The 23127-nt window shown below is 48.7% G+C and carries 25 protein-coding genes and 2 pseudogenes; 17 read left to right on the top strand and 10 right to left on the bottom strand.

What is annotated here, in order from left to right:
* The first annotated feature begins 222 nt into the window (after nucleotides 1-222).
* The 13 genes and pseudogenes from OGX83_RS17145 (at nucleotide 223) to OGX83_RS17200 (ending at nucleotide 6697) form a co-directional block, all read left to right on the top strand.
* Nucleotides 223-1095 (top strand): ATP-binding protein, encoded by an 873-nt coding sequence (locus OGX83_RS17145; RefSeq protein ID WP_286588704.1) that lies wholly within the window; start codon nucleotides 223-225, stop codon nucleotides 1093-1095.
* 37 nt (nucleotides 1096-1132) lie between these two features.
* Nucleotides 1133-1414 (top strand): hypothetical protein, encoded by a 282-nt coding sequence (locus tag OGX83_RS17150; RefSeq protein ID WP_286588705.1) that lies wholly within the window; start codon nucleotides 1133-1135, stop codon nucleotides 1412-1414.
* A complete protein-coding gene (locus OGX83_RS17155) occupies nucleotides 1411-1869 on the top strand; it encodes a hypothetical protein (protein ID WP_286588814.1) in 459 nt (152 codons plus the stop codon). The genes OGX83_RS17150 and OGX83_RS17155 overlap by 4 nt, the downstream gene beginning before the upstream one ends.
* On the top strand, nucleotides 1866-2459 hold the full coding sequence (locus OGX83_RS17160; RefSeq protein WP_286588706.1) for an MT-A70 family methyltransferase: 594 nt from the start codon (nucleotides 1866-1868) through the stop codon (nucleotides 2457-2459). Before OGX83_RS17155 ends, OGX83_RS17160 begins: the two co-directional genes overlap by 4 nt.
* Before the next feature lie 259 nt (nucleotides 2460-2718).
* Nucleotides 2719-2904, top strand: coding sequence for an HNH endonuclease (locus tag OGX83_RS22810; RefSeq protein WP_353622197.1), 186 nt, complete (start codon nucleotides 2719-2721; stop codon nucleotides 2902-2904).
* Complete coding sequence (locus OGX83_RS17165) at nucleotides 2897-3574, top strand: DNA cytosine methyltransferase (RefSeq protein ID WP_286588707.1); 678 nt, start codon at nucleotides 2897-2899, stop codon at nucleotides 3572-3574. The genes OGX83_RS22810 and OGX83_RS17165 overlap by 8 nt, the downstream gene beginning before the upstream one ends.
* A gap of 110 nt (nucleotides 3575-3684) precedes the next feature.
* Nucleotides 3685-3909 (top strand): hypothetical protein, encoded by a 225-nt coding sequence (locus OGX83_RS17170; protein ID WP_286588708.1) that lies wholly within the window; start codon nucleotides 3685-3687, stop codon nucleotides 3907-3909.
* Entirely contained in the window at nucleotides 3906-4127 is a 222-nt protein-coding gene (locus tag OGX83_RS17175; RefSeq protein ID WP_286588710.1) for a TraR/DksA family transcriptional regulator, read from the top strand. The genes OGX83_RS17170 and OGX83_RS17175 overlap by 4 nt, the downstream gene beginning before the upstream one ends.
* On the top strand, nucleotides 4127-4543 hold the full coding sequence (locus OGX83_RS17180; protein ID WP_286588712.1) for a phage protein NinX family protein: 417 nt from the start codon (nucleotides 4127-4129) through the stop codon (nucleotides 4541-4543). Before OGX83_RS17175 ends, OGX83_RS17180 begins: the two co-directional genes overlap by 1 nt.
* Nucleotides 4506-4745, top strand: a complete 240-nt coding sequence (locus OGX83_RS17185) for a DUF4222 domain-containing protein (RefSeq protein WP_101700634.1) — start codon at nucleotides 4506-4508, stop codon at nucleotides 4743-4745. Before OGX83_RS17180 ends, OGX83_RS17185 begins: the two co-directional genes overlap by 38 nt.
* 9 nt (nucleotides 4746-4754) lie before the next feature.
* Nucleotides 4755-4940 carry a hypothetical protein gene (locus tag OGX83_RS17190; RefSeq protein ID WP_286549709.1) on the top strand — a complete coding sequence of 62 codons (186 nt, stop codon included), beginning with the start codon at nucleotides 4755-4757 and terminating at the stop codon, nucleotides 4938-4940.
* A gap of 135 nt (nucleotides 4941-5075) precedes the next feature.
* The gene (locus OGX83_RS17195) at nucleotides 5076-5276 is read left to right on the top strand and encodes a helix-turn-helix transcriptional regulator (protein WP_023294204.1); all 201 of its coding nucleotides are present in this window, start codon (nucleotides 5076-5078) and stop codon (nucleotides 5274-5276) included.
* A gap of 251 nt (nucleotides 5277-5527) precedes the next feature.
* Nucleotides 5528-6697, top strand: a pseudogene (locus OGX83_RS17200) (tyrosine-type recombinase/integrase).
* A 62-nt stretch (nucleotides 6698-6759) separates the two neighbouring features.
* Here the strand turns inward: OGX83_RS17200 and OGX83_RS17205 are convergent.
* From OGX83_RS17205 to OGX83_RS17220, 4 genes and pseudogenes are all read right to left on the bottom strand, one after another.
* Nucleotides 6760-7920 (bottom strand): EpsG family protein, encoded by a 1161-nt coding sequence (locus OGX83_RS17205; RefSeq protein ID WP_081364666.1) that lies wholly within the window; start codon nucleotides 7918-7920, stop codon nucleotides 6760-6762.
* A 616-nt stretch (nucleotides 7921-8536) separates the two neighbouring features.
* A pseudogene (locus tag OGX83_RS17210) lies at nucleotides 8537-8923 on the bottom strand (tail protein (tape measure)); the annotation flags it as partial.
* 57 nt (nucleotides 8924-8980) lie between these two features.
* Complete coding sequence (locus OGX83_RS17215; RefSeq protein WP_286588716.1) at nucleotides 8981-9613, bottom strand: ECs1377 family protein; 633 nt, start codon at nucleotides 9611-9613, stop codon at nucleotides 8981-8983.
* Nucleotides 9614-9799: 186 nt separating this feature from the next.
* Nucleotides 9800-11698: a methyl-accepting chemotaxis protein gene (locus tag OGX83_RS17220; RefSeq protein ID WP_071445189.1), complete on the bottom strand. Its 1899-nt coding sequence runs from the start codon at nucleotides 11696-11698 to the stop codon at nucleotides 9800-9802.
* Nucleotides 11699-12070: 372 nt separating this feature from the next.
* On the opposite strand from OGX83_RS17220, the gene OGX83_RS17225 reads away from it, so the two are divergent.
* Entirely contained in the window at nucleotides 12071-12610 is a 540-nt protein-coding gene (locus OGX83_RS17225; RefSeq protein WP_020996692.1) for a DUF2058 domain-containing protein, read from the top strand.
* 105 nt (nucleotides 12611-12715) lie between these two features.
* Here the strand turns inward: OGX83_RS17225 and pgtA are convergent, their stop codons facing one another.
* Genes pgtA through pgtC form a run of 3 tightly spaced genes read right to left on the bottom strand, consistent with a single transcriptional unit; the run spans nucleotide 12716 to nucleotide 17158 of the window.
* A complete protein-coding gene (gene pgtA, locus OGX83_RS17230) occupies nucleotides 12716-13963 on the bottom strand; it encodes a two-component system response regulator PgtA (RefSeq protein ID WP_032944112.1) in 1248 nt (415 codons plus the stop codon).
* Nucleotides 13953-15947 carry a two-component system sensor histidine kinase PgtB gene (gene pgtB, locus OGX83_RS17235; RefSeq protein WP_172111188.1) on the bottom strand — a complete coding sequence of 665 codons (1995 nt, stop codon included), beginning with the start codon at nucleotides 15945-15947 and terminating at the stop codon, nucleotides 13953-13955. The genes pgtA and pgtB overlap by 11 nt, the downstream gene beginning before the upstream one ends.
* Nucleotides 15948-15958: 11 nt before the next feature.
* The gene (pgtC, locus tag OGX83_RS17240; RefSeq protein WP_103285598.1) at nucleotides 15959-17158 is read right to left on the bottom strand and encodes a phosphoglycerate transport regulator PgtC; all 1200 of its coding nucleotides are present in this window, start codon (nucleotides 17156-17158) and stop codon (nucleotides 15959-15961) included.
* Between the two features lie 415 nt (nucleotides 17159-17573).
* On the opposite strand from pgtC, the gene pgtP reads away from it, so the two are divergent.
* Nucleotides 17574-18965, top strand: a complete 1392-nt coding sequence (pgtP, locus tag OGX83_RS17245) for a phosphoglycerate transporter PgtP (protein ID WP_286588718.1) — start codon at nucleotides 17574-17576, stop codon at nucleotides 18963-18965.
* Nucleotides 18966-19074: 109 nt separating this feature from the next.
* Here the strand turns inward: pgtP and OGX83_RS17250 are convergent, their stop codons facing one another.
* On the bottom strand, nucleotides 19075-19317 hold the full coding sequence (locus OGX83_RS17250; protein ID WP_008785383.1) for a DUF2545 family protein: 243 nt from the start codon (nucleotides 19315-19317) through the stop codon (nucleotides 19075-19077).
* A 440-nt stretch (nucleotides 19318-19757) separates the two neighbouring features.
* Between OGX83_RS17250 and lpxP the strand changes: the two genes are divergently transcribed.
* Entirely contained in the window at nucleotides 19758-20678 is a 921-nt protein-coding gene (gene lpxP / locus OGX83_RS17255) for a kdo(2)-lipid IV(A) palmitoleoyltransferase (RefSeq protein WP_020996694.1), read from the top strand.
* Nucleotides 20679-20719: 41 nt separating this feature from the next.
* On the opposite strand, the gene OGX83_RS17260 is transcribed toward lpxP, so the two are convergent.
* Entirely contained in the window at nucleotides 20720-21334 is a 615-nt protein-coding gene (locus tag OGX83_RS17260; RefSeq protein ID WP_032944115.1) for a lysozyme inhibitor LprI family protein, read from the bottom strand.
* Between the two features lie 343 nt (nucleotides 21335-21677).
* Here OGX83_RS17260 and ypdK point away from each other — a divergent pair, with 343 nt between their 5' ends.
* Nucleotides 21678-21749, top strand: a complete 72-nt coding sequence (gene ypdK / locus OGX83_RS17265) for a membrane protein YpdK (RefSeq protein ID WP_010723117.1) — start codon at nucleotides 21678-21680, stop codon at nucleotides 21747-21749.
* Nucleotides 21750-21816: 67 nt separating this feature from the next.
* Here the strand turns inward: ypdK and alaC are convergent, their stop codons facing one another.
* On the bottom strand, nucleotides 21817-23055 hold the full coding sequence (alaC, locus tag OGX83_RS17270; protein WP_008785386.1) for an alanine transaminase: 1239 nt from the start codon (nucleotides 23053-23055) through the stop codon (nucleotides 21817-21819).
* Nucleotides 23056-23127 lie beyond the last annotated feature (72 nt).

A 23127-nucleotide genomic window follows, 5' to 3' on the forward strand; every position in this document is an offset into this window, starting at 1 on the left:
CAGACGGGAAGCGCACAACCAAATTTCAGGAGCCGATTATGCCTCTCGCTAGAACAGTGAAAGAGAGTCAATTGCAGCGACGACTCAGCACACAGAAAGCTCTCTGGTATCGCTATAGAGGCGATCGCAATGGAATGAGAGCACATCTGAACTTGTCGAGAATCGAGGTTCTTAATCAGCGTTATTTCTTGGGCGGATGCCCGTTCTAAAAAGGTAAACATCATGAAATTCGAAAAAGCCATGAGAAAGAAAGCCAAGCTACGGCTGGCACTTACCGGGCCAAGCGGATCTGGAAAAACATATAGCGCATTGCTGGTAGCAAAAGGCATTGGCGGGAAAGTAGCTTTCATCGATACAGAGAAAGGCAGCGCTTCACTTTATTCAGATATCGCTGACTTTGACGTACTTGAACTGGATCCGCCCTTCTCTCCGGAGCGCTTCATTGAGGCGATCAAGTCAGCGGAAGATGCCGGGTATGAAACGCTGATACTAGACAGTATCACCCACGAATGGGGAGGTGTCGGAGGATGCCTGGAATTGGTAGACACAATAGCCAAGGCAAAATACCGCGGCAACAGCTGGTCAGCCTGGAGCGAAATTAACCCTCGACATCGTCTGTTCCTCGACGCAATTTTGCGTTCGCCTATGCACATCATCGCAACCATGCGCAGCAAGACTGAAACAGCCCAGGTAGAAGAGAACGGCCGCAAGAAGGTCGCCAAGCTTGGCATGAAGTCAGAGCAGCGTGACGGCGTTGAATACGAGTTCACCACGGTACTGGATATAGCGCATGAAACTCACCATGCGATTGCCAGTAAGGACCGTACCAAATTGTTCTCAAACTCGGATCCGGTAATTCTTGGAGAAGACACTGGCAAGCGCTTGCTTGACTGGCTTGAGTCTGGAATCAACCAACACGAAGAAGCACTTAAGCAGTTTGTCTCTGATGCAGAAAATGCACCAGACATGGAGACGCTGAAACCTCTTTTCGAAGAAGCATGGAGAACCCTTCGTGGCACCGAATACCAGGCTAAAGCAAAAGAAGTTTACGACAGCAGGAAGCTAGATTTCTCTCCTAACACTGAATCTGCATAACCAACCTACAAGTAGGCGGCCTACGGGCCGATTCACCATGACTCCTGAAACTATCCTCAGCATTCTGCGCAAGGACGCGCGGAACAATATCACTGCGTTCCACAGATGGAAAACTTCAGCAGGCGCACTAAGCCACTCAGAAGGAATCACCCTCAATTACCACGAGCCATATTACGAGGGATGGGCACCTAACTTAGAGATGCAACAAACATTCATCTCGGGCCCGGCGCTGGACCAGATACAACAACACCTGACCGCTGAGGAATGGGGAAACGGAGCGATCGGCGGCTGTGTGTATCGCCTGAAGGAGAACCAATGAGAGAACTTTGGCAACCGTGGGAAAACCTGTTCCTGCATGAAGTTGGCAGAACAATGCCGGTTCATGTTATCGCAGAAAAGCTTGATCGTTCCGAATCGGCAATCACTCGCAAGGCATCACGCATCGGTGCACCACTTATCAGAAAGATGACCGGCAGACCATGGACACCCGCCGAGCTTCATCTCTTTGGCCGGTTCTCAGAGGAAGAGATAGCCACGGCAACCGGTCGCTCCATTTACTCAGTCAGAAGCAAGCGTGACGCACTGGCCCGCTCTGGAGGATTAACTATGCGTGAATGGTCAACGGAAGAGTTAGCGATTCTCATGCGCTACACCAACTCAGAAGTAGCCGAGATTACCGGTCGGAGTATCGAAGAGGTCGGAGATAAGAAGCTGCAGGTGAATATTGAGCGGAATGGATGGGATGTTAACGATCCTGAGAGGGAGGATTCATGACCGGAAAATACACTCTTATTTATGCGGATCCGCCATGGACATACCGAGACAAAGCAGCAGACGGAGAGCGTGGCTCCGGGTTCAAATATCCGGTGATGAATGTTCAGGATATATGCCGCCTTCCAGTGTGGGATCTGGCTTCCGATAGCTGCCTGCTGGCTATGTGGTGGGTGCCAACTCAGCCAATTGAGGCGTTGAAGGTTGTCGAGGCGTGGGGATTCCGCCTGATGACCATGAAGGGGTTCACCTGGCACAAGACGAATAAGCACAAAGGAAACAGCGCGATCGGAATGGGCCATATGACCCGGGCGAATAGTGAAGACTGCCTGTTTGCGGTACGCGGAAAGTTACCAGAACGAATGGATGCTTCTATCTGCCAGCATGTCACCGCACCGAGGCTGGAGAACTCACGCAAGCCTGATCTGGTTCGAGAAAAATTGGTTCAGTTGCTTGGTGACGTTCCGCGCATTGAACTGTTCGCGCGCCAGTCATCGCATGGCTTCGATGTATGGGGAAATCAGTGCGACGGTCCTGCGGTGCAGTTGCTGCCAGGATGCGCAATTGACGTGATGAAAACGGAGGCAGCGTGAATGAGTTGGCTCTTTTCAAAGGCATTTACCGATGAGCATATGTCGCGTTTGCGAGAAAGAATTCAAACCGAAACGGAAAGAGCAGCGAATTTGCTCGATTCAATGTCGGCAGAAGAACAACGGTGCTGGCCGTCGTGGTCAGAGTACAGGTCCACAGTCGAAGAGCTACAGGCAAAGATTAACCAAGGATGGCTATCTCAGGATGTACGCAGCAAAACACCCTTATGCAAATGGCCGGAAGGAAATCCATGCGCATGTGATGATCATGGAACTTCACATAGGGAGGCAGCTTCATGCATGGGAATGCGTCCATCACATCAACGAAATAAAAACAGACAACAGGCTGGAGAATCTACTTCTGATGAAACACTCGGATCACTCCCTGATGCATTCCAAAGAAAAGACCAAGGGAAGAAAGAGAGATGCGGGAGGCCGGTATGCATGAGCTTGCGCTGTTTGCGGGTGCTGGCGGAGGAATACTCGGCGGACACCTCCTTGGCTGGCGAACAGTTTGCGCAGTTGAACGTGATGCCTACGCCGCACAAGTTCTCGCGCAACGACAAAATGATGGAATTCTCCGACCTTTCCCGATTTGGTCTGACGTGTGCAGTTTTGACGGAAAGCCATGGCGAGGAATTGTTGATGTCGTTTCTGGCGGATTTCCATGCCAGGCATTTAGCAAAGCATCAAGAGGAAGGATTACTGCAAAGAGTATGTGGCCAGAAATGCGCAGAATCGTTAGTGAAGTTAAGCCAAGATTTGTCTTTGCAGAAAACGTCACTAAAGAAGCAATCACCATCGCCGCAACAGACCTCATTACAATGGGTTACAAAGCCAAAGCAATTAATCTTTCCGCGAAAGACATGGGTGCAGACCACATACGGGAAAGATTTTGGCTACTTGCATACACCGACGACGAAAGCAAACTACTCCGCGGAATCGATGCAAAAGTGGGAGTCGGCAAGGAATTTCACCATAGCGTTTGGGATTCCTACGCCCCAGAACCAGTCCTGGTTGATGGGGTTCCCTTTAGGGTGGATAGGTACCGAGCCATTGGAAATGCACAAGTTCCAATCGTGGCTGCGGCAGCATTCTCCCTGCTTAAACCAGATTGAGGACGCAGCATGACGCTAACCAAACGAATCACAAGGTCGCTATGTCGGCCTTTTTATTTTCTCGCGTTCACCTTCAACCGAATTAACCGACAGTTCATGGAGCACTGATTATGAGCAAGTATGAAAAATTAGACCGATTAATCATGAATAAAATTGGCGGTCATCCAACTCCGTTTCACCAGATTTTTGTCAGGGATGTTGAGGAAGAATCGAAACGAATAGCAGAAGAAGATGGAAGTGGTCACCCGTTCCGATTTGTTGACCGCAGACTTCAGTCTCTGCGAAAAAAAGGCGTTATCAGAAACGTAACCGGTAAAGGGTGGGTTAGAGCATGACATCAGAAATCATCGATCAGGCCAGCGCTCTCGAAGAGATGATGCGCGACCATGCTATTCAGGCTCACAGACTCAACCACTCAGCAGTATCAGCAACGCACTGTGAGGAATGCGATGAGGAGTTGCCGGATGCGCGCCGGAAAGCGTATCCGGGATGCACGATGTGTGTCAGTTGCCAGGGCGAGATGGAATTGCGTAAGAAGATTGGGAGGATGTGATGGATTACAGCAAGCTGAGCGACGAAGAAATCAATGAGTTAGTTACCAAGCAACTCATTTTATCAGGCTTTTATACCGACGACGCGCAGGAGGTAAGTCATCGTCAATATGTAAGCAAAGGGTGGTGCTGGGGGCGTGGAACAGAAACAGAACTCAGGAACAGAGATGGCTCTGTTTTCGTCACGCACCAGAATGGATTCCAACTTAACTACTGCAATGACGCCTCGGTTGCATGGCCGATTATTATCAGAAACAGGATATCCATTCTTGACCAATTAACAGAGTGGCGTGTTGACGCTAATGGAGTATGTCCAGTATTCGATAAAAACCCACTCCGCGCCGCAATGATCGTCTTCCTCATGATGCAGGAGTCAGCCAATGTTCCAGCTAATTCAACGGGGTCAGATATACGCTGACAATGCCGGGTGGCCGGTAATAATTCACTCAGTCACATCAGAAATAGTCCGCTACTGGCGACAGGGCCGGATCAACACAGCTTCTATCGACCGCTTTAATAACGATTTCGAGCACCTCGACCCACACGAGGCGGCACAGATACGCGCCGAACTTGAAACAGCAGAACACTTAAAACGCCTCCGCGCTATGCGGGCGGCATGAGGAGAGATTATGGGAAAGATGACTTTCGTATTTGAGTATGAGGACGGCAAGGAGCCGCCAGTTAGCGCTGGCATGGAATTTATGGGCGGGAAGATTGTGGCAGCGTCTTTTCGTGACGCTCTTGAAGAGTCCGAGATATGTAATGAACCAGAACCAGCTGATGATTTGCTGGATAAAATTCTCAAACAGAGTTGACGCAACTGATAGCCAGTTATGAGCTGGCTATTGGGTGCGAATGCACTGCCACGTTATGCCCCATTTGCCCTCCAGTGTGAGGGCGTTCTTTTTACCTGACTTCCAGGTTCGATTTCCAAACCGGAGATGAAACCCATGCAACACCAATTACAGCCCGATTCACTGGTTGATCTGAAATTCATCATGGCAGATACTGGTTTCGGAAAGACCTTCATCTATGACCGCATCAAAGACGGCACCCTGCCAAAAAGCAAACTCATCCATGGTCGCGCACGCTGGCTATATAGTGAACACTGCGAGTTCAAACAAAAGCTCTTAAGCCGCCTCGATGGGTAAAATTGCGGGTAAAATAAAACACACTTCTGAAAATTCCCTTTCCATACAATCCCCTGCCATGCAAATTCGATGTATGCAGGGGACACCATTTCTTCGTTACCCGCCATTTCCTCTCATTACCAAAATCCCTGATATCACTGCCATACAAACATTTCGACGTTACCACACATTACTCAACATGAATTAACTACGCCAAACTTTTGCGGGCATATTGTGGGCATACAGAAAAATGACCATGGATTTATGCCCGCATGCTTACGGTAAAGCAAATCGACGCAGCAAAGCCTGCGGAAAAATCATATCGCCTGGCAGATGCCGGAGGACTATTCCTGTTCGTTCCCCCGTCAGGTAAAAAGGTGTGGCGCATGCGTTACCGGTTCGACGGTAAGGAAAAAACGCTGGTTATTGGGCCATACCCGCAAATACCTCTCACAGAGGCCAGGTCAAAACAGTCAGAAGCAAAAATGAAGTTGCTGGCAGGTGTTGACCCGGCAGAACAAAAGCAAGCTATAAAGAAGAAAGAGAAAGAAGCTGTAACTGATTCGTTCGATGACATTTTCCATGAATGGCATGCTCACAAATCAAAGGTATGGTCGAAAGGATATGCTGACGAGATGATGAGCATGTTCACAGATGACATACTGCCGATCATCGGTTATTTACACATGGAGGAAGTCGAGCCAATGACTTTGTTGAAGGTCATCCGGCTGTTCGAGGACAGGGGCGCAATGGAGCGTGCTGATAAAGCCAGGCGCAGATGTGGTGAGGTTTTCAGTTATGCGATCGTAACTGGAAGAGCTAAATACAATCCGTCTCCAGACCTTGCTGGGGCTATGAAGGGATATCGCAAGAACAACTACCCCTTTCTTCCCATGCATCGCATACATGAATTCCAGCGATCCCTGAATGCTTATGGCGGCTGGATTGTAATGAAGATAGCAGCACAGGTATTGCACTATACAGCCATGCGGACCGTGGAAATGAGATCGCTGGCATGGTCAGGAATAGATTATGAGAACAAGATAATCCATATCGATCCATCGGTAATGAAAGGTCGCAGGCTTCACATCATCCCTATGTCAGATCAGGTTGTTGAGCTATTCAAAGTATTGCAGCATATAACTGGTCAGTATTCGCTTTGCTTCCCGGGAAGAAACGACAGGAAGAAGCCAATCAGCGAAAACGCTGTTCTTGGGGTTATTCGCAGCATTGGCTATGAAGGACAAACAAGCGGCCACGGATTCAGGCACCAGTTCAGCACCGTACTAAACGAGAAGCACTGAAATAGTGACGCAATAGAAATGCAGTTGGCACACGCAAGTGGTGGGACCCGCTCTGTGAATAACCACGCTGAATATCTGGATACGCGATGTGAAATGATGCAGTGGTGGGCTGACTGGCTTGATGAGAAGGTATCATAGGGAAGTGACACAAAGCCTTGCAAACCGATGCAAAGCTTTGTGTGTCCCGTTTTTGTCTCAACTCACTTACCGTTATTTTCTTCGAAAAGTTGATAGTACAGATGAGCTCGTTTTTCACCATCGCCTTTTTCTGAAAACATATCTGATACAATATAATTCTGGTATGGAACAAACGGTATCGATGCATCAGTAGACATCAACTTGTAAACGGATAGCATGCTTAGAGTTACCACAGAAAAATAAACTATAATTCTGTTTCTAATAATTAAATTTTTTAGTATTTTGTACACCAGCACTGCCTGAATAAAGCCGGTTATGTATAATATCCTGTTCCATATTAGAGCGAAGTCAAAAAGCAACGTCTGCGTTGCTATAAGCACAAAAAGCGCTGATAAAAATATATTACCAGATAAATCATTCCTGTTTACAACCTTGCGAGAGTAAAAGAATAAAACACAGTTTGTAAAAGCAAAAAGAATTGCGCCAAATGACTTTTCGGATGCACCAAATGTTACATATATTGATAATTTATTAGATATAAAAGGTATACCTAGAGATGATATAAAATTTACAGCAAACTGACCAATTCCTGCAGGTGAAATAAGATAGAAAGCAAAAAATGCTGGAACAAAAACTGAAGATCGTTTTATTAAGTAAGAGAATACTCTATTAAAGTAAATAAATGAATACATTATAGCAGAGTATTGAAATAGAACGGCAACCATCATAAACATGAATGACGATTTATTCTTATCATCAATCCGTTTCATAATGGCAATCATTGTCATTGATACTGCCAGTGACTGCCTTATGGTTCCCATCCACATTGGAAGGAGTGCCCAGCAAAAAACGAATGCAAAGCAAAACGTTGTGCTTGCGTTGAAATATCTAAAAAACTTGAATGCACATATTATGTTTATAGTTGCAATAACAAATAGAAGCAACTGGAAATCACCAGCACGAGATATAATATAGTTTAGAAGATAATAAAATGGCTCCATGCTAACTGTTTCTCCAGTTAGCGCCATAAAATCACTTGCCTTTACAGCATTAAAATACTGCTGGTATACCATCCAGTCAAATCCAGTCTCATACCTGAATGCAAAGAATATAAATATTATTACTGTAGAAAATAGTAAGCCAACCCCAGATTCAATCCCTCCAATAACTCTTGGCGTTGATAAAATCCACAGAACCAATGCAGTTAGTAAGTAAAATCCCATAATGTGAGCCCTAAATTTTATAGGACTCACATTTTACTTGAATAATATTGTTTTGCAACGCGAGGTGCTACTCTGGATAGGCTGCCAGGTACTGGGTTGCCGCATCACATGATAGCGTACTTCCTGGTTTAAAAGACAGCGCGGTGGTTGTAATTCCACTAAGTGGGTTACCATTTACTGAAATTCCTGATGACGATACAGAAACCAATAACTTGAATGGATATTTATTCAGAATGCTAGTTCCAGGTGCCTCTATCGCCACAGGCATAGAGTGTCCAACTGGCCTCGGTTGTGAACAATAATCCTGTTCTTTGATGCAGCAGAGTTAGCAGCAATGGAGAATGATGCTGATGCCCCAGTTACGTCCTGGCAATCTATGTGATAGAAATCACAATCAGCACCGATGTTAATCCCCACAGCCGCTTGTGGCTGCATTCCCTCACCAGGGTAACTCCTGTTATATGATCCACCTATAATCCTGAAACCCTAGACCTACCACTAAACGAAGCACACGATCCTCCAGCATTCTTGTGATTAAAACCTATAGCATCAACTTCATTGAAAACGATATTTCATGCATTTTGTGCAGCGTAGAAAATGGCCCCAAGACCAAAATCACCCACTCAACGTCCATCTGGACGAAAGTATTGATGAGGCTGTTCAGGACAGTATTGTCGATCGATAGCAGAGCATCAGAAGCTGACATGCTCCTAGTAATGATGCCGGTTAAGGCATTGGACGCATTACCGGCCAGTGCATCAAATGACGCCGCCAGCGCTTCATTGCCTGCGCTCTGGTTGCGAAAGATCTCCCACTGGGCAGCGATGCGCGCCTGCTCGTATTCCTTGTCAGCGCTAGCACGTAACATAAGTGCGTTCTGATGAGTGATAAGCCCCTGCTGCTCGAATGCCTGAATAAGCGCGAGTTTTCTGGCATTCTCGTTCGCCAGTTGCTGAACAGGGTCTACGCTACCGAACGCATCTTGCTGTGGAGTTACCGCCTGCAGGGACACCATAAATTCTTATGCTCCCCGTTATAATTCCTTCATTTACCAGTCAGTTCATCCCTGTGCCAGGCGATAAAAAGGCACATTCCTCACTGTTGCAGTAAGATTGTCGGACACCATTGTCTGCTTTGTCGCTATCCGCATCCCTGCTTTTCTCAGCCTCAACACATCAGCGGCAATACGCTGGCTGCCAAACCAGAAAAGCCCGTCCAGCGCAGTGACATCAAGGCCCGATTCCAGTGCCAGCTTCAGACGTTCACGCGGCGCTTTTACTGTTTTAGCAATCTGCTGATATGGCGCTTCGCTTGAACCTGCAGGACTAATGCGCCGGATACGATGTGACAGGCGGTACTGAAATTTATCCGGTATCCCACCGAGACTCGCTTTCAGGCTGTAAACACAACCAAAGCGTTTGCCGTTAAAGATGACGTTTTTCTGACTAAGCTGCAGCTCTTCACGCACGCTGGCAATCAGTTGTGGAGTACGGAGTAATAACAAGCGGATAGGCAGCTCAAAGCTGGTCACGTAGTCCACATTCAATAAAGCAATACGCAGACGTTCTTGGGGCCCCGCCTTCATTTCCCGGCATTCAGCAATAACATCAGCCCACTGGCCGGTAAGACGGGAACACTCTGTCGCCTCAGTAAAACTATATTTTTCAGCCTGATAATCAATACGCTCGGTCACACTGAATTCCCTTCTGGCCAGATCTCGGTATTGGTTGCTCACTTTACCAGCGACGACATCCCTGTGTCAGAAATCTTTTTCTAACCCACTGAAAGTGCCTGACCAATCTTCCCTCGTATCCTCACCATGAGGATACGACAACTAACCGACCCGGTATGTTTTCCGGGTCGGTTAAACGGCGCCACGTCAGACAACAAAACGGTTAACCAGATCCTTCATGGTTGCCGACAGATTGTCCAGCCGCTGGCTGTCGCTCGCAGCCTGAGATACCAACGCCGCATTTTGCTGTGTGACCTGCTCCATCGGTCGCAATGCCAGGTTTATCTGGGTTACCCCTTGTGACTGCTCCGTCGCCACACGAGCGATATCCGCAATATATTGCTTCATACTGGTGGTATTATCCGCCGCGGCTTCCAGCGCGGTAGCAGATGCAGTAACCCGTTCAACGCCCTCACTAATTTTGACCATATTCTGCGCGACCAACTCACGGATTTGGTTAGCCTCTTTGGCACAACGCTGCGAAAGATTTCTCACTTCACTGGCTACGACAGCAAACCCCCTGCCCATCTCTCCAGCACGTGCAGCTTCCACTGCCGCATTCAGCGCCAGTAAGTTAGTCTGAAACGAAATATCATCAATCGAGGTCACAATATTCGAGATTTTCTCACTGGAAGCGCGAATATCCCCCATGCTCTGGTTCGCCGCACTGGCAACGTTACTGGCCTGTCGGACCTCTTTTTCCAGTCTGATTGTCAGATGCTCAGCTTCGCGGGCATTATCCGCTGTTTGCGTAATCGCAGTTGATAACTGCTCCATGCTGGCCACAGCTTCTACTATTGACGCAGCCTGTTCATCTGTACGTTGAGCCAGATCCTGATTTCCCGCCGTAATACTGCTACTGGCATCGGACAAAACCACGGAGCCTTGCTTAATCTCCTGTACAATATGCTGAATACTTTCCAGCATCGTGTTATAGGCACGATTAAGTGAGGAAAGCTCATCTTTGCCCGGGGTCGCCAGACGTTGAGTCAGATCGCCATTCATACCCGCAATCTTGCGTAGCGTGTCACTAAACTGACGGTGCATATTGATTGCGATGGCCCCAGCGAACGTCAATGATGCCAGGAGCGCTAACAGGCTAACAGCCATATATATTTGCCAGTTTTTTCGTGCATCCTGCGCGAGTTTTTCTGCATTCGCCAACAGACGATTCGCCGTCACATTTTCTATCTGCCGCATCACTTCAATACGCTGGGTTTGTACTTTAAACCAGGTAGTAGGATCGACACCAAATCCACCGTTCTCGACATGGTTAAACGCGATCTCGCGAAATGCGAGGGCTTTTGACGCTTCTGCTGACTGTAAGCGGCTTTTCAACATGGCCGCCTGTTCCGGTGAACTCAGGCGTAACGATTCTGCCAACCAAACGTTCTGTTTACTGACGACATCACTGAGTTGATGTAACTGTCCGTCGGCGAAATGACCGGAGGAAAAGATATTTGATAACAGCGCCCGTTCAATACCCGCCTGTTCTTTCAAATTCAGCAGGTTGTAGTAGGCGGCGAATGCGTTTGCCATCTCGCCTGAATCCGTCAACTGCCCCAATCTACCCACAAAATTCAGCACATCAGCAATGACATTGGTATAAAACTTAACCACATCTGATGCTGGAAGCCCCAACTGCGTGACGTTTTCGCGGATGGTAGCGAGCGAAAGAATATTTTTCTTAAACGCAGCGACAGAAGTGGCGACATCCCCTTCCGGTAAGGCAGTATCGGACAGTGACCGCACAAATATCTCGATCTCGCGATCGGTCAAAGTCCGCTGTGCGTTTAACTCATCTTTGAACGTCTTCCCTTCAGCCCCCAGAAACCCGACACTCATGCCGCGTTCTTTTTGCAATTCATGCACTACATTTCCGGCACTGCGTGCGAGCGCTGTCAGTTGGGCAATATTCTCCATCTGCCGTTCTGTCTCAATGCGCGTTAATATTCCTGAACCAGCAAACCAACATAACGCCAGTAATAATGGTTGTAGCGCAATTATTAACTTCATTTTCATCGGCATTCGATAAACCCACCACATGCCACTTCCCTCCATTATCCATATTTTCATTATGGTTATCGGCGTAAAGAAGCGGCTCTTTAAATTTGAACAATGGGCAACTGTTTGTTTTTTAGATTAAATTTTTGCCAAGATAACTCTATTTAATTACTTCAATTAGAATAAAACTCTAAATAATTAACACATGCGAATATATGCTCCATTTTGCTAACTTATTTGGCATATTATTTTTTATTAAAGAATCAGGTAATCATCAACTGATTCAGATAGAGAGAGAAGCACAGGACAGTGACAGCAGCCCGAGATAACAGCCATGGCGCGGCCATCATTCTGGCGTCCCGCCGAACGTTAAGGTTATAATCCTTGCAACGATTTTTTGGATTAGAAGCGACAATGACAAAACTTACCCTACAAGAACAGATGCTTAAAGCGGGTCTGGTCAGCAGCAAAAAAATGGCGAAAGTGCAGAGAACGGCGAAAAAATCGCGCGTTCAGGCTCGTGAAGCCAGAGAAGCGGTTGAAGAAAATAAAAAAGCACAGGTCGAGCGTGATAAGCAGCTCAGCGAACAGCAGAAGCAGGCCGCATTGTCTAAAGAATACAAAGCGCAGATCAAGCAACTGATTGAAATGAACAAAATAACCATTTCCCGTGGCGATATTGGTTACAACTTTACCGATAATAACCTGATCAAAAAAGTTTATGTTGATAAAGTAACCCAGTCTCAGTTGATCAAGGGCCGTCTGGCCATTGCCCGCCTGACGGCTGAAAGCAGCAGCGAGAGCGAATACGCTATTATCCCGGCTGTTGTCGCCGACAAGATTGCCCAGCGCGATGCAAGCTATATTGTTCTCAATTGCGAACTGAGCCAGGAAGCGAAGGACGAAGATGATCCGTATGCTGATTTTGTCATTCCTGACGATTTGATGTGGTAAGAAAAACACCCCGATAATCACCCGGAGTTCCGTCGCGTATTTCGGTGAACGCTAGCGCCGCCACCGAAATACCGTCAACCGCTCTTCTTCCCCACACGCCATCTGCTAAAACTTATAGTGTTCCTTGCTCAGTCCGTATTTTCTCATGCGCAAATACAGTTTCTTACGCGGAATTTGTAAATACTCCGCCACTTCATTAATACGTCCCTGATGAATATTAAGCGCTTCGGTAATGATCTGTCGCTCGTACTCGTCGACCCGACGATCGAGCGGTGTCGGTTCGGGCAAATGTAGCTGTGGATTCGCGGTTTCAGCCAGTGGCAATAACCCAACTGCAAAAAGCTCGGCGGCATTGGCCAGCTCTCGAACATTGCTTAACCACACGCGGCGCCGCATTCCTTTTAGTAATTCCCCGTCAACCTCGGGCACGGGATGATTCAGGCGCAGACAGGCTTTCTGCAGATAATGGCGAAACAGCGGCTCAATATCATCCGGGCGCTGAGACAACGGCTGGCAACCAATTTGCGTCATCGCAAAACAGTAATAAAGTTCGGCCACAATCTGATTAGTTGCCGCCAGTTCCACCAACGAAGTGGCGCCAATGCCAATTAAGCGAAACGGACGCCGCTCCTGGCTTTGCAAATGCACCAGTTGGTGCTGCTGTTCGCGCGTCAGGCACTCAATATGGCTCAGGACCAGCGTTCCCCCTTGCGCCTGGGCAATAAGGTCATTGAGTTGCCCCGCATTCTCTAACGTCAATTCCCCGCGGATAAACGGTCCTTCAGCGCTGCGCCCAAGCTGATGCAAATAACGGGCTCCGGTCATACGCCCCGTTCCCGGCTCGCCATAAAACCAGACGGCAATATCCGTTTCAGCCAGTTGCCGTAAGCGCTGGCGGTACTGATTAACCCAGTCACTGTAGCCGACCAGTTCAACCTGGAGCTTTTGCTGGCAATAGTGACGACGTGCAATCACAGATTTTCTCTGACGCAACGCATCCTCTACCAACACCAGCAGTTTGCCTGGATCAACCGGTTTTTGCAGAAAATCCCACGCACCTTTCTTCACCGCGTCCACCGCCATCGGGACATCGCCATGTCCGGTGATCAACAGGATCGGAAGCTGATTGTCATCCTGATGAAACAACGTCATCAGGTCAATTCCATTACAGCCAGGCATACACACGTCGCTCAGGACAATCCCTGGCCAGTCGGCCTGCAGCCAATTTCGGGCATCAAAAGGGTTACTGCATGCGAATACATGATATCCCTCCTGTTCAAGCAACAAGGTGTAAGCGTCAAGAACATCGGCATCATCATCAATAAGCAGAACAGAATATTCATCACTCAACATCGTTTACATCCGTCAGATTAAATTGCAGAACGACGCAGGCATTGCGCCCCGGGGTCGACGCCAGGCGCAGTTCGCCGTTCATTTGCATCATTAACGATACACAAATCGATAAGCCAATACCGAGGCCAACATCCTTACTGGTGGTAAACGGTTTTAACAGTGATGGTAATAATGCTCCAGGCCAACCGGGGCCGTTATCGCTGATAAATACGCACAACCGGCTGCCTTCGGTCTGCCAGTGAACCTCTATTTTCGCCGCAACCGGACAGGCATCCAGCGCATTTGCCAGGACGTTTACCAGCACCTGCTGGATACGCACTTCATCACCAGCCACCCACACGCCCCGGTCTGGGAGCGTCAGCGTACCCTGCTGTGGCTTGTGTCGCATGGCCAACAGTTCCCAGGCAGCGTTGAACGTTTGTCGGAGATCGACCGGATGCAGAGGCGTGCCAGGTTCGGCCCGGCGAGCAAACTGACGCAGTGAACGGATAATGGCATCGATGCGAGTAATCAGCCCTTCCGCTTTGGTTAATGTGCTTCTGGCCTGAGCGGGTTGCCCCTGTTCGATTGCCCTCCCTGCCGTAAACAGGTACATCGACAGCGCATTCAGCGGTTGATTAATCTCGTGCGCCAGCGTGGTCATAGTCTGGCCGACCACCGCCAGTTTTGCCGTCTGGATCAGCTCATCTTGCGTTGCACGAAGATCGGATTCAATCTCCTTGCGCTCGGTCACTTCCTGCTCCAGCTGATTTTTTTGCGCGCTCAACTGGCCCAGGGTATGACGCAGTAAGCCTGCGATACGCCCCAGTTCATCGCGTCCATATACCGGGATAGAGGCATCCGTTCTGCCAAGACCAATTTGCACCACGGCCTGGTTGAGCGCAGTAAAACGCTTCACCAGACGCGAGCGAATGAAGTAGTGGTTAAGCCCCCAGGCGAGAAGTAGCGCCAGCAGCGTCGCCAGCAGGATAAGTCCACCGCTGACGCGAACAATTTGTTCCAGCCGCTGGTTAAACGTCTGCATTTGCTGATGGCTACTCCCCAGTTGCGCTTCCAGCAGTGTTCGAAAGCGCCCAAGCGTGGCCTCTCTGGCATGGCTGGCATCAACCAGCGCTTTTTGCGCTGCGACATAATCGCGCATCGTATCGGGCATTTTATTTTTCATCATCCCGATTTCCAGCAGCTCATCGATAGTTTGTCGCAGTGTGATAGTACTGGGCCAGTCATCGAGGGTACGGATATTTTCATCTGCCGTTTTCTTCAGATTTTCCAGGTAGCGGATGTGATTCTCCACCAGCATGCCATCGTCGCTACCCGATTTCAGTTCATTGAGCCTGTCGCGTAAATCATCAACGATCTGGTTTTCAATTCTTGCCAGGGTGTAGACCTGCTGCTGCTCGTTTTGCACCTCTCGGGCACGTTTGAGATACAGCGCCGCATCACCATTTTTGGCCTCGATTTGATCCAGCAACGTCCCCTGCTGCCAGGTAAAATCCTGCACCAGTGAATTCAGCTCAGTAGTAAAATCATCATGTAGCCAATCAATGCGCGCGGAAAGCTCGCTCACTTTTTCGCGTACAAGGAACATGTTGTAGAGCACCCGGTCCAGTTCCGCCATCAGCGCCCGGCTATCCTGCAAAATCACCGCCAGCTGCTGCTGTTCTGCTGGTTGCAACCCCCTGCTCAGCACTTCGATTTTATCCAGATGCGAGATTATCTGATTGCGCAGTTGCAGCCTTACTGTTGTATTGGGAGCCAGCAGGAATTCATTTAGCTGGTCCACAACCAGGTTAAGATTTCCTTCAATCAAGAAAGCGGAATGCACGCGCGGGAAGTAATCATCAAGCGAATAGCGTATCTGCGAGCTCTGCTCATGCCAGGAGTACAAACTGACGCAGCTTACGCTCAACGTCAGTAATGCGCCCGTTAGAAAGGCTCCCCGCAGGCTGCTGCTGATGCTGAGTTGGCGAAGGCGTTGCAGTATCGATCCACCTTTCATTTTAATTCTTCCAGTTTTGATATCGCCTGACGCTGGTTTTTAAGAAACCAGAGCTGCCACTCCATCATCTGCTGTTCGGCAACGCTTTTATTATCAAACTGCGCAAGCCAGGCTTCATCTTCACTACTTTTGGCATCTATCGGAACGCTGGTCAGTAAGGCTCTGATTTCGGGTAGCGGGCGTTTCAGGCGTGCTTCCGCACTGTATAGTGCCCGCCATGCATCCTTCAGTTGCGCAAGACGGAAACTGATGGCGGTATCAAACATCCGCTGGACTAACTGTTGTCGCTTAAGGATCAGCCGATAATTAAGCGGAGGCTGGTTCAGTAAAATAGCCTGCTGAGCAGCGCGGGGATTATCAGATGCGAGCTGCGTTACCGGATATTTCCCCGTATTCGCATCAGCAAGGATCCGCTGTCCCTCCGGGCTTAACAAATAGCGGATAAAACGACGCGCTTCATTGGGGTGCTGGCTGTTCTTGAGAACAGCAACATAGGTTGGCGATACCGCCGAGCGTGGAAAATAAGTAAAAGCCAGGTGAGGATCGTTAAGCAACAGGTTGGCATAGTTATCAATGACCGGCCCCGCCACGCCCAGGCCACTCTTAATTTTGTCGGCTACGCCAAAACTGCGTGATGAAATCGTCACCAGATTTCCAGCACTCGCCAGCAGCGTCGCCCACCCCGCTTCCCACCCTTTTTGCTGTAGCAATGACTCAACCATCAGATGGTTGGTATCCGAACGCGATGGGCTACTCATCAACAGCGCGTTCTGATATTTGGGCAGCGTTAAATCCCCCCAGTCGGCAGGAGGCGACAGATGCCGTGCCACCAGCGCAGAACGATTAATCAACAGACCAAAACCAGATATCGCCACTGCCACGGAGGTCGAACGGATAGAGTCTGGCACCAGCCGCTGGCTTTCCGGCAACGCATTTTCGAAAGGCGCCAACTTCTGATGCTCCTGCAGATGCTGCAACAGCATAGGGGATGAGGTCAAAATCAGATCAACATTTTCCGCATTCGCGGTATCCAGCAGTTGCTCCAACGAACTGCTGGTCCGGTTTAACGTGCGAATCATCACCGACCCCGGTTCAGTCTGCCAACGCTGAATAATCCAGGCCGTTGCCCCAGGGGAAAAGGTTGTCGCCATTACCAGCTCTTTACCCTGCGCCAGGCAACTCACCGACAACGACATAAAACAGAGCGAGAACGCCCAACAACGCCCCCGGCCCAAAAGTCTGTTTGTGATCCCGTTCATAAATACCAACATATGCAAAAAATAATATTGAGACAAAACTTACCCGTTTATCACCGACTGGGGGAAGAATAAGGTTATTCGTAGAATAACCAAACGGAAAGTGACGACATCGGTAAAGAATACCCGAAAACGCAGTCTGAATTTGTTAATATCCGCACACGCCGATGATAAAAGCGTCCGTAAAAGAATAAAATTGAAAAGCCATTATTTAAAAAGAGTCAAAATCAGCCACGTAATCCACAAATTGTGTCAATAGTGACACATTTCATCTATTTGAGTTTCTCGCCCGCCTATTTCACTCTTCACTGCGAAAAATCCTGATATTCACATCAATATAGATTTAGGTGATGATATGTTATCCATATTTAAGGCAGGGCCTTCAGCAAATAAAGTCCCGGAGGAGAAAGTCCAGGAAACTTATGGCCGATACCGCATTCAGGCATTACTCAGCGTATTTCTTGGCTATCTCGCGTACTATATTGTGCGCAATAACTTCACGCTCTCAACACCGTACCTGAAAGAACATCTGGATCTCAGTGCCACGCAAATTGGTCTACTCAGCAGTTGTATGCTTATTGCCTATGGGATCAGTAAAGGCATTATGAGTAGTCTGGCAGACAAGGCCAGCCCTAAGGTCTTTATGGCATGCGGCCTGGTTCTGTGCGCCATCGTAAACGTCGGTTTAGGATTCAGTACCGGATTCTGGATTTTTGCCGCTCTGGTCGTTTTCAACGGTTTGTTCCAGGGAATGGGCGTTGGTCCTTCATTTATTACCATTGCCAATTGGTTTCCGCGTAAAGAACGTGGACGCGTCGGCGCATTCTGGAATATTTCTCACAACGTTGGCGGTGGTATTGTCGCTCCGATTGTTGGTGCCGCCTTTGCCATTTTAGGGAGCGAGCACTGGCAAAGCGCCAGCTATATTGTCCCGGCCGGTGTTGCCGTACTGTTTGCTTTTATTGTGCTGATTCTGGGGAAAGGTTCACCGCGCCAGGAAGGCTTACCGGCTCTGGAACAAATGATGCCGGAAGAAAAAGTAGTATTAAATTCCCGACACACTGACCAGGCGCCAGAAAATATGAGTGCCTTCCAGATCTTCTGCACCTATGTGCTGCGTAATAAGAATGCCTGGTATGTTTCACTGGTAGATGTCTTCGTCTATATGGTGCGTTTTGGCATGATTAGCTGGTTGCCTATTTATCTGTTAACCGAAAAACATTTCTCGAAAGAGCAAATGAGCATCGCTTTTCTGTTTTTTGAATGGGCGGCAATCCCTTCCACATTACTGGCGGGCTGGCTTACCGATAAACTGTTTAAAGGCCGTCGCATGCCGCTGGCCATGATTTGTATGGCGCTGATTTTCGTCTGTTTGATCGGCTACTGGAAAAGTGAATCCCTGCTGATGGTCACTATTTTTGCCGCCATTGTGGGTTGCCTGATCTATGTTCCACAGTTCCTCGCTTCTGTTCAGACGATGGAAATCGTCCCCAGCTTCGCAGTAGGTTCTGCAGTAGGACTGCGCGGATTTATGAGCTACATTTTTGGCGCATCGCTGGGCACCAGTCTGTTTGGCGTAATGGTCGACAAAATGGGGTGGCACGGCGGCTTCTATCTGCTGATGGGGGGTATTGTTTGCTGCATCCTGTTCTGCTACCTCTCTCATCGCGGTGCGCTGGAACTTGAGCAACAGCGAAAAAATGCTCAGCAAGAGGAAGCATCACTCCAGTTGGCGGATGCCCGGTAATTCATTTCGGTCTCACAAAAAAGTGCCAGCGATGCTGGCACTTCAATAAACTCAGATAAATAATAAATAACTCAAAGTGATAATTTATTGCTAAACGTAACATTGCAAATTATTGCTTACCATCCGCGACCATAAAGCGAATGATCAAACCACATGTCGGAGCAAGAAACAGGAATAATCCAGTTACCATTTCGTTACCATTGGTCAGCCGCATAGTAAAAACGTAAATTAATGCCGTAAGGATGGCCATGCCGAGAAAAGCGCTAATTGACGCCGCAGCGCCTATAACCTGCCAGATATAGCAACTGACGCACAGAATGCTCAGTATGAGAAAGGTCCAGAAATAGAGCATAGCGATACCTCCTGTCTGCCGTAAACTTAACGTAAGTCCTTACACTCCCTTAACTTTATATTCTAAGACAATTCCTATCTGCATGCAATTTGAGCAACATTTTATTCACAAAAATCATTCGACCGCTTACTATTACACTGTTTCTCCGTCGTTTATTTAATCATCATAAAAACAACGAATTATATATAGGCGAAATTTTGCCCTTAATCGCCCTAAAAACATTTACGAATCTTGAGTAATTATTTCTGGCTGACATTAATTTTCGGGTGTACATTGTGCGTCCGATCATTCATGCCCCCTCGTGGTTTTGTCCTGACTCAGTTTTACACTCTTAACAGGAACCAATGTCGTTCATGGCGGCCTAACGATCAGTGCAGAGTGTAAAGCGACAGGCAAAGAATCTTCGCGATACATCTATTTCGTATCAACAACAGGTGCTTATGTTCCCCCAATGTAAATTTTCACGCGCGTTTTTGCATCCGCGCTACTGGCTCACATGGTTTGGTGTTGGTGTGCTCTGGTTACTGGTACAGCTTCCCTATCCCGTATTGTGTTTTCTTGGTACCCGTACAGGAACGCTGGCTCGTCCATTTTTAAAACGCCGTGAATCTATTGCACGTAAAAATCTCGAACTCTGTTTCCCAAATCTGTCACAGGAAGAAAGAGACAAACTGGTCGATGAGAATTTCCGTTCGCTCGGCATGGGGCTGCTTGAAACAGGTATGGCCTGGTTCTGGCCGGACCGTCGGGTGCGTAAATGGTTTGATGTAGAAGGGCTGGACAACCTGAAGCGCGCTCAGATGCAAAACCGTGGCGTGATGGTCGTTGGCGTACACTTTATGTCGCTCGAGTTGGGTGGTCGCGTAATGGGGCTTTGCCAGCCAATGATGGCAACCTATCGTCCGCACAATAATAAGTTGATGGAGTGGATCCAAACCCGCGGTCGTATGCGCTCCAACAAGGCGATGATCGGCAGAAATAATCTGCGTGGTATTGTCGGCGCCCTGAAAAAAGGCGAGGCAGTGTGGTTTGCCCCCGATCAGGACTATGGTCGTAAAGGGAGTTCTTTCGCCCCCTTCTTCGCAGTCAAAGACGTGGCGACCACCAACGGAACCTACGTGCTGTCACGATTATCGGGCGCAGCAATGCTGACCGTAACCATGGTGAGAAAAGCAGATAACACCGGTTACCGCCTGTTCATCACCCCAGAAATGGAAGGTTACCCGGCAGATGAAAGCCAGGCTGCGGCGTATATGAACAAAATTATCGAAAAAGAGATCATGCGTGCACCCGAGCAGTATCTCTGGATCCACCGTCGCTTCAAAACTCGCCCGATGGGTGAAGCTTCGTTGTATATCTAAAAAGAAAGGCCGTAAGGCCTTTCTTTTTTTCTACGGTTGAATTACTTAACGCCCCATTTGCTGTGCAGTTCAGCCATTCGCTCGTTGTAGTTGCGGGCGATGCAGGCTGATTTATCCTGTTCCTTCCAGCACTCGTTACGCCCTTTCACCCAACCGCGCTGCTCTGCTTTCAGCGTCGGGTTATTGCTCGATTTAACCAGCGCCTGCTTGTAGGCCCCGTTTAACGCTAAATCCATTTCTGAGAGCGAAGGACTCTGGCAGATAATCTCTTCGATACTGCCCTTTGCAACCGCAGCGCAGGAAAAAGAGGGTCCAGTGCTGGTCGATTTTTTGGCCCCAGAAAAGTCAATATTATCTTCAGGCAGGCATACCCCGTGCTTTCGATTCGGCCCACTCCAGGAAACGTCCGGATTTCCGTCATCTTTACGAGAAATAGAAACCGTATTGTTCCCGCTTTTGGCTTCCCAGTAATTTTCATTGAAGGCCTTCACCGTCGCCTTCGAGCCATCAATCCAAACATTGCCTTTGCCATCACTATTCACACCACCAATACTTGCGCAGCTGAAATTAAACGCCAACGGTGAGGCCGCCATCGACGTCAGTGGCGTAAAAACGAGTGCTAACATCATTAATCTGGTCATTTTTAACCTTTTCATTATCTCATTCCGCGAAAAATTAACCGCATTAACATCATGGCGATATGAGAATTCTCCGAGTAACCATTCCGTCGCTCAATAGCAATTTATTACCGGCAGAAATTAAACTGTCGCCGAATCACGACAGTTGTAAGTTATTAAAATTAAATAAAAAAATGCCTCTTGTCTCTCCTCATTTTTAGGCGTACATTAGCGCCGTCTGGAGCATTAAAGCTCAGAATTCTGAGGTGATGCAGCCAAGCAAATGAGGGGTATTCTCCCTTTCGTTCGCGAGTGCATCAGCTCTCTGTCAGGTAAGCATATGTTCATTTAGACGTACCCCAGGTACGCGGAGAGATGAAAAGTGAAATATTTCTTTATGGGCATTTCTTTTATGGTCATCGTTTGGGCCGGTACTTTCGCCCTGATGATCTAAATTAAAAGACGCAGCAAAAAAACAGGAGCCATCAGGCTCCTGTTTTGCATTTTGGGGGAACATTCTGTCAGTCGGTACTTTCAGAAGTCGATTTTGCACTGGTCGGTAACAGGCCATCTGCGCGAAACATCGCCTTGATGCCGCGAATAGCCTGGCGGGTACGGTCACGGTTTTCAATCAACGCAAATCGCACATGCGTATCACCATAATCACCAAACCCAATCCCTGGCGAAACGCATACCTTCGCTTCGTTCAGCAGCTTCTTGGCAAACTCAAGTGACCCCATCCCGGCGTATTGCTCTGGAATTTTCGCCCAAACGTACATTGAGGCCTTTGGCATCTCGACCATCCAGCCTGCTTCATGCAGTCCTTTGACCAGCACATCGCGACGACGTTTATATTGCTCAGCGATATCCCGCACACATTGCTGATCGCCTTCCAGCGCGGCAATTGCCGCAACCTGCAGTGGCGTAAAGGTCCCGTAATCGTGATAGCTCTTGATTCGCGCCAGCGCGTTCACCAGCGTTTTGTTGCCCACCATAAACCCGATACGCCATCCCGCCATGTTGTAGCTTTTCGACAGGGTAAAAAATTCAACAGCGACGTCGCGAGCGCCGGGTACCTGCATAATCGATGGTGCCTTCCAGCCGTCATAAACAATATCAGCGTAGGCCAGGTCGTGAACCACCAGCACGTCATAGCGTTTAGCCAGGGCCACCACTTTCTCAAAGAATTCCAGCTCGACGCACTGCGCGGTCGGGTTGGATGGGAAACCTAAGATCATCATCTTCGGCTTCGGGTAACTTTCGCGTATTGCGCGTTCCAGCTCATTAAAGAAGTCGACCCCCTCAACCAGCGGCACTGAACGCACCTGCGCGCCGGCAATCACCGCGCCATAGATATGGATGGGATAACTTGGGTTGGGCACGAGGACCGTATCACCGTGATCGAGTGTTGCCAGCATCAGGTGCGCCAGCCCCTCTTTGGAACCGATGGTCACAATGGCTTCGGATTCAGGATCGATCTCAACGTCATAGCGTTCCTGGTACCAGCGGGAAATCGCCCGACGCAAACGCGGAATGCCGCGTGAGGTGGAATAACCGTGAGTATCCGGGCGCTGCGCCACGGTACACAGTTTTTCGACAATGTGAGGAGGCGTGGCCCCATCCGGGTTCCCCATACTGAAATCGATAATATCTTCGCCGCGCCGACGCGCAGCCATCTTCAGTTCAGCGGTGATGTTAAAAACGTACGGGGGAAGGCGATCAATACGCGTAAAGCGACGTTCAGGGCGGGAGTCAGCCATAATATCCTCAGATTAACGTTAGCGCCCGGACCGTCCGAGCGACGCTGCCACGATGGTGGCACGTTTAGAAAA

This window comes from Citrobacter sp. Cpo074, from assembly GCF_030332745.1.
Classification (GTDB): domain Bacteria; phylum Pseudomonadota; class Gammaproteobacteria; order Enterobacterales; family Enterobacteriaceae; genus Citrobacter; species Citrobacter portucalensis.

Bases quoted from the DNA above. Each gene is read 5' to 3' on its own strand.
- OGX83_RS17175 (WP_286588710.1), top strand. From the start codon at position 3,906: ATGACATCAGAAATCATCGATCAGGCCAGCGCTCTCGAAGAGATGATG.
- pgtC (WP_103285598.1), bottom strand. From the start codon at position 17,158: ATGTCGTTGTCGGTGAGTTGCCTGGCGCAGGGTAAAGAGCTGGTAATG.
- OGX83_RS17260 (WP_032944115.1), bottom strand. From the start codon at position 21,334: ATGAAAAGGTTAAAAATGACCAGATTAATGATGTTAGCACTCGTTTTT.
- OGX83_RS17220 (WP_071445189.1), bottom strand. From the start codon at position 11,698: ATGTGGTGGGTTTATCGAATGCCGATGAAAATGAAGTTAATAATTGCG.
- pgtP (WP_286588718.1), top strand. From the start codon at position 17,574: ATGTTATCCATATTTAAGGCAGGGCCTTCAGCAAATAAAGTCCCGGAG.
- OGX83_RS22810 (WP_353622197.1), top strand. From the start codon at position 2,719: ATGATCATGGAACTTCACATAGGGAGGCAGCTTCATGCATGGGAATGC.
- OGX83_RS17145 (WP_286588704.1), top strand. From the start codon at position 223: ATGAAATTCGAAAAAGCCATGAGAAAGAAAGCCAAGCTACGGCTGGCA.
- OGX83_RS17225 (WP_020996692.1), top strand. From the start codon at position 12,071: ATGACAAAACTTACCCTACAAGAACAGATGCTTAAAGCGGGTCTGGTC.
- OGX83_RS17150 (WP_286588705.1), top strand. From the start codon at position 1,133: ATGACTCCTGAAACTATCCTCAGCATTCTGCGCAAGGACGCGCGGAAC.
- OGX83_RS17250 (WP_008785383.1), bottom strand. From the start codon at position 19,317: ATGCTCTATTTCTGGACCTTTCTCATACTGAGCATTCTGTGCGTCAGT.
- OGX83_RS17165 (WP_286588707.1), top strand. From the start codon at position 2,897: ATGCATGAGCTTGCGCTGTTTGCGGGTGCTGGCGGAGGAATACTCGGC.
- alaC (WP_008785386.1), bottom strand. From the start codon at position 23,055: ATGGCTGACTCCCGCCCTGAACGTCGCTTTACGCGTATTGATCGCCTT.
- OGX83_RS17160 (WP_286588706.1), top strand. From the start codon at position 1,866: ATGACCGGAAAATACACTCTTATTTATGCGGATCCGCCATGGACATAC.
- OGX83_RS17155 (WP_286588814.1), top strand. From the start codon at position 1,411: ATGAGAGAACTTTGGCAACCGTGGGAAAACCTGTTCCTGCATGAAGTT.
- OGX83_RS17180 (WP_286588712.1), top strand. From the start codon at position 4,127: ATGGATTACAGCAAGCTGAGCGACGAAGAAATCAATGAGTTAGTTACC.
- OGX83_RS17190 (WP_286549709.1), top strand. From the start codon at position 4,755: ATGGGAAAGATGACTTTCGTATTTGAGTATGAGGACGGCAAGGAGCCG.
- OGX83_RS17170 (WP_286588708.1), top strand. From the start codon at position 3,685: ATGAGCAAGTATGAAAAATTAGACCGATTAATCATGAATAAAATTGGC.
- OGX83_RS17195 (WP_023294204.1), top strand. From the start codon at position 5,076: ATGCAACACCAATTACAGCCCGATTCACTGGTTGATCTGAAATTCATC.
- OGX83_RS17185 (WP_101700634.1), top strand. From the start codon at position 4,506: ATGTTCCAGCTAATTCAACGGGGTCAGATATACGCTGACAATGCCGGG.
- pgtA (WP_032944112.1), bottom strand. From the start codon at position 13,963: ATGTTGAGTGATGAATATTCTGTTCTGCTTATTGATGATGATGCCGAT.
- OGX83_RS17205 (WP_081364666.1), bottom strand. From the start codon at position 7,920: ATGGGATTTTACTTACTAACTGCATTGGTTCTGTGGATTTTATCAACG.
- lpxP (WP_020996694.1), top strand. From the start codon at position 19,758: ATGTTCCCCCAATGTAAATTTTCACGCGCGTTTTTGCATCCGCGCTAC.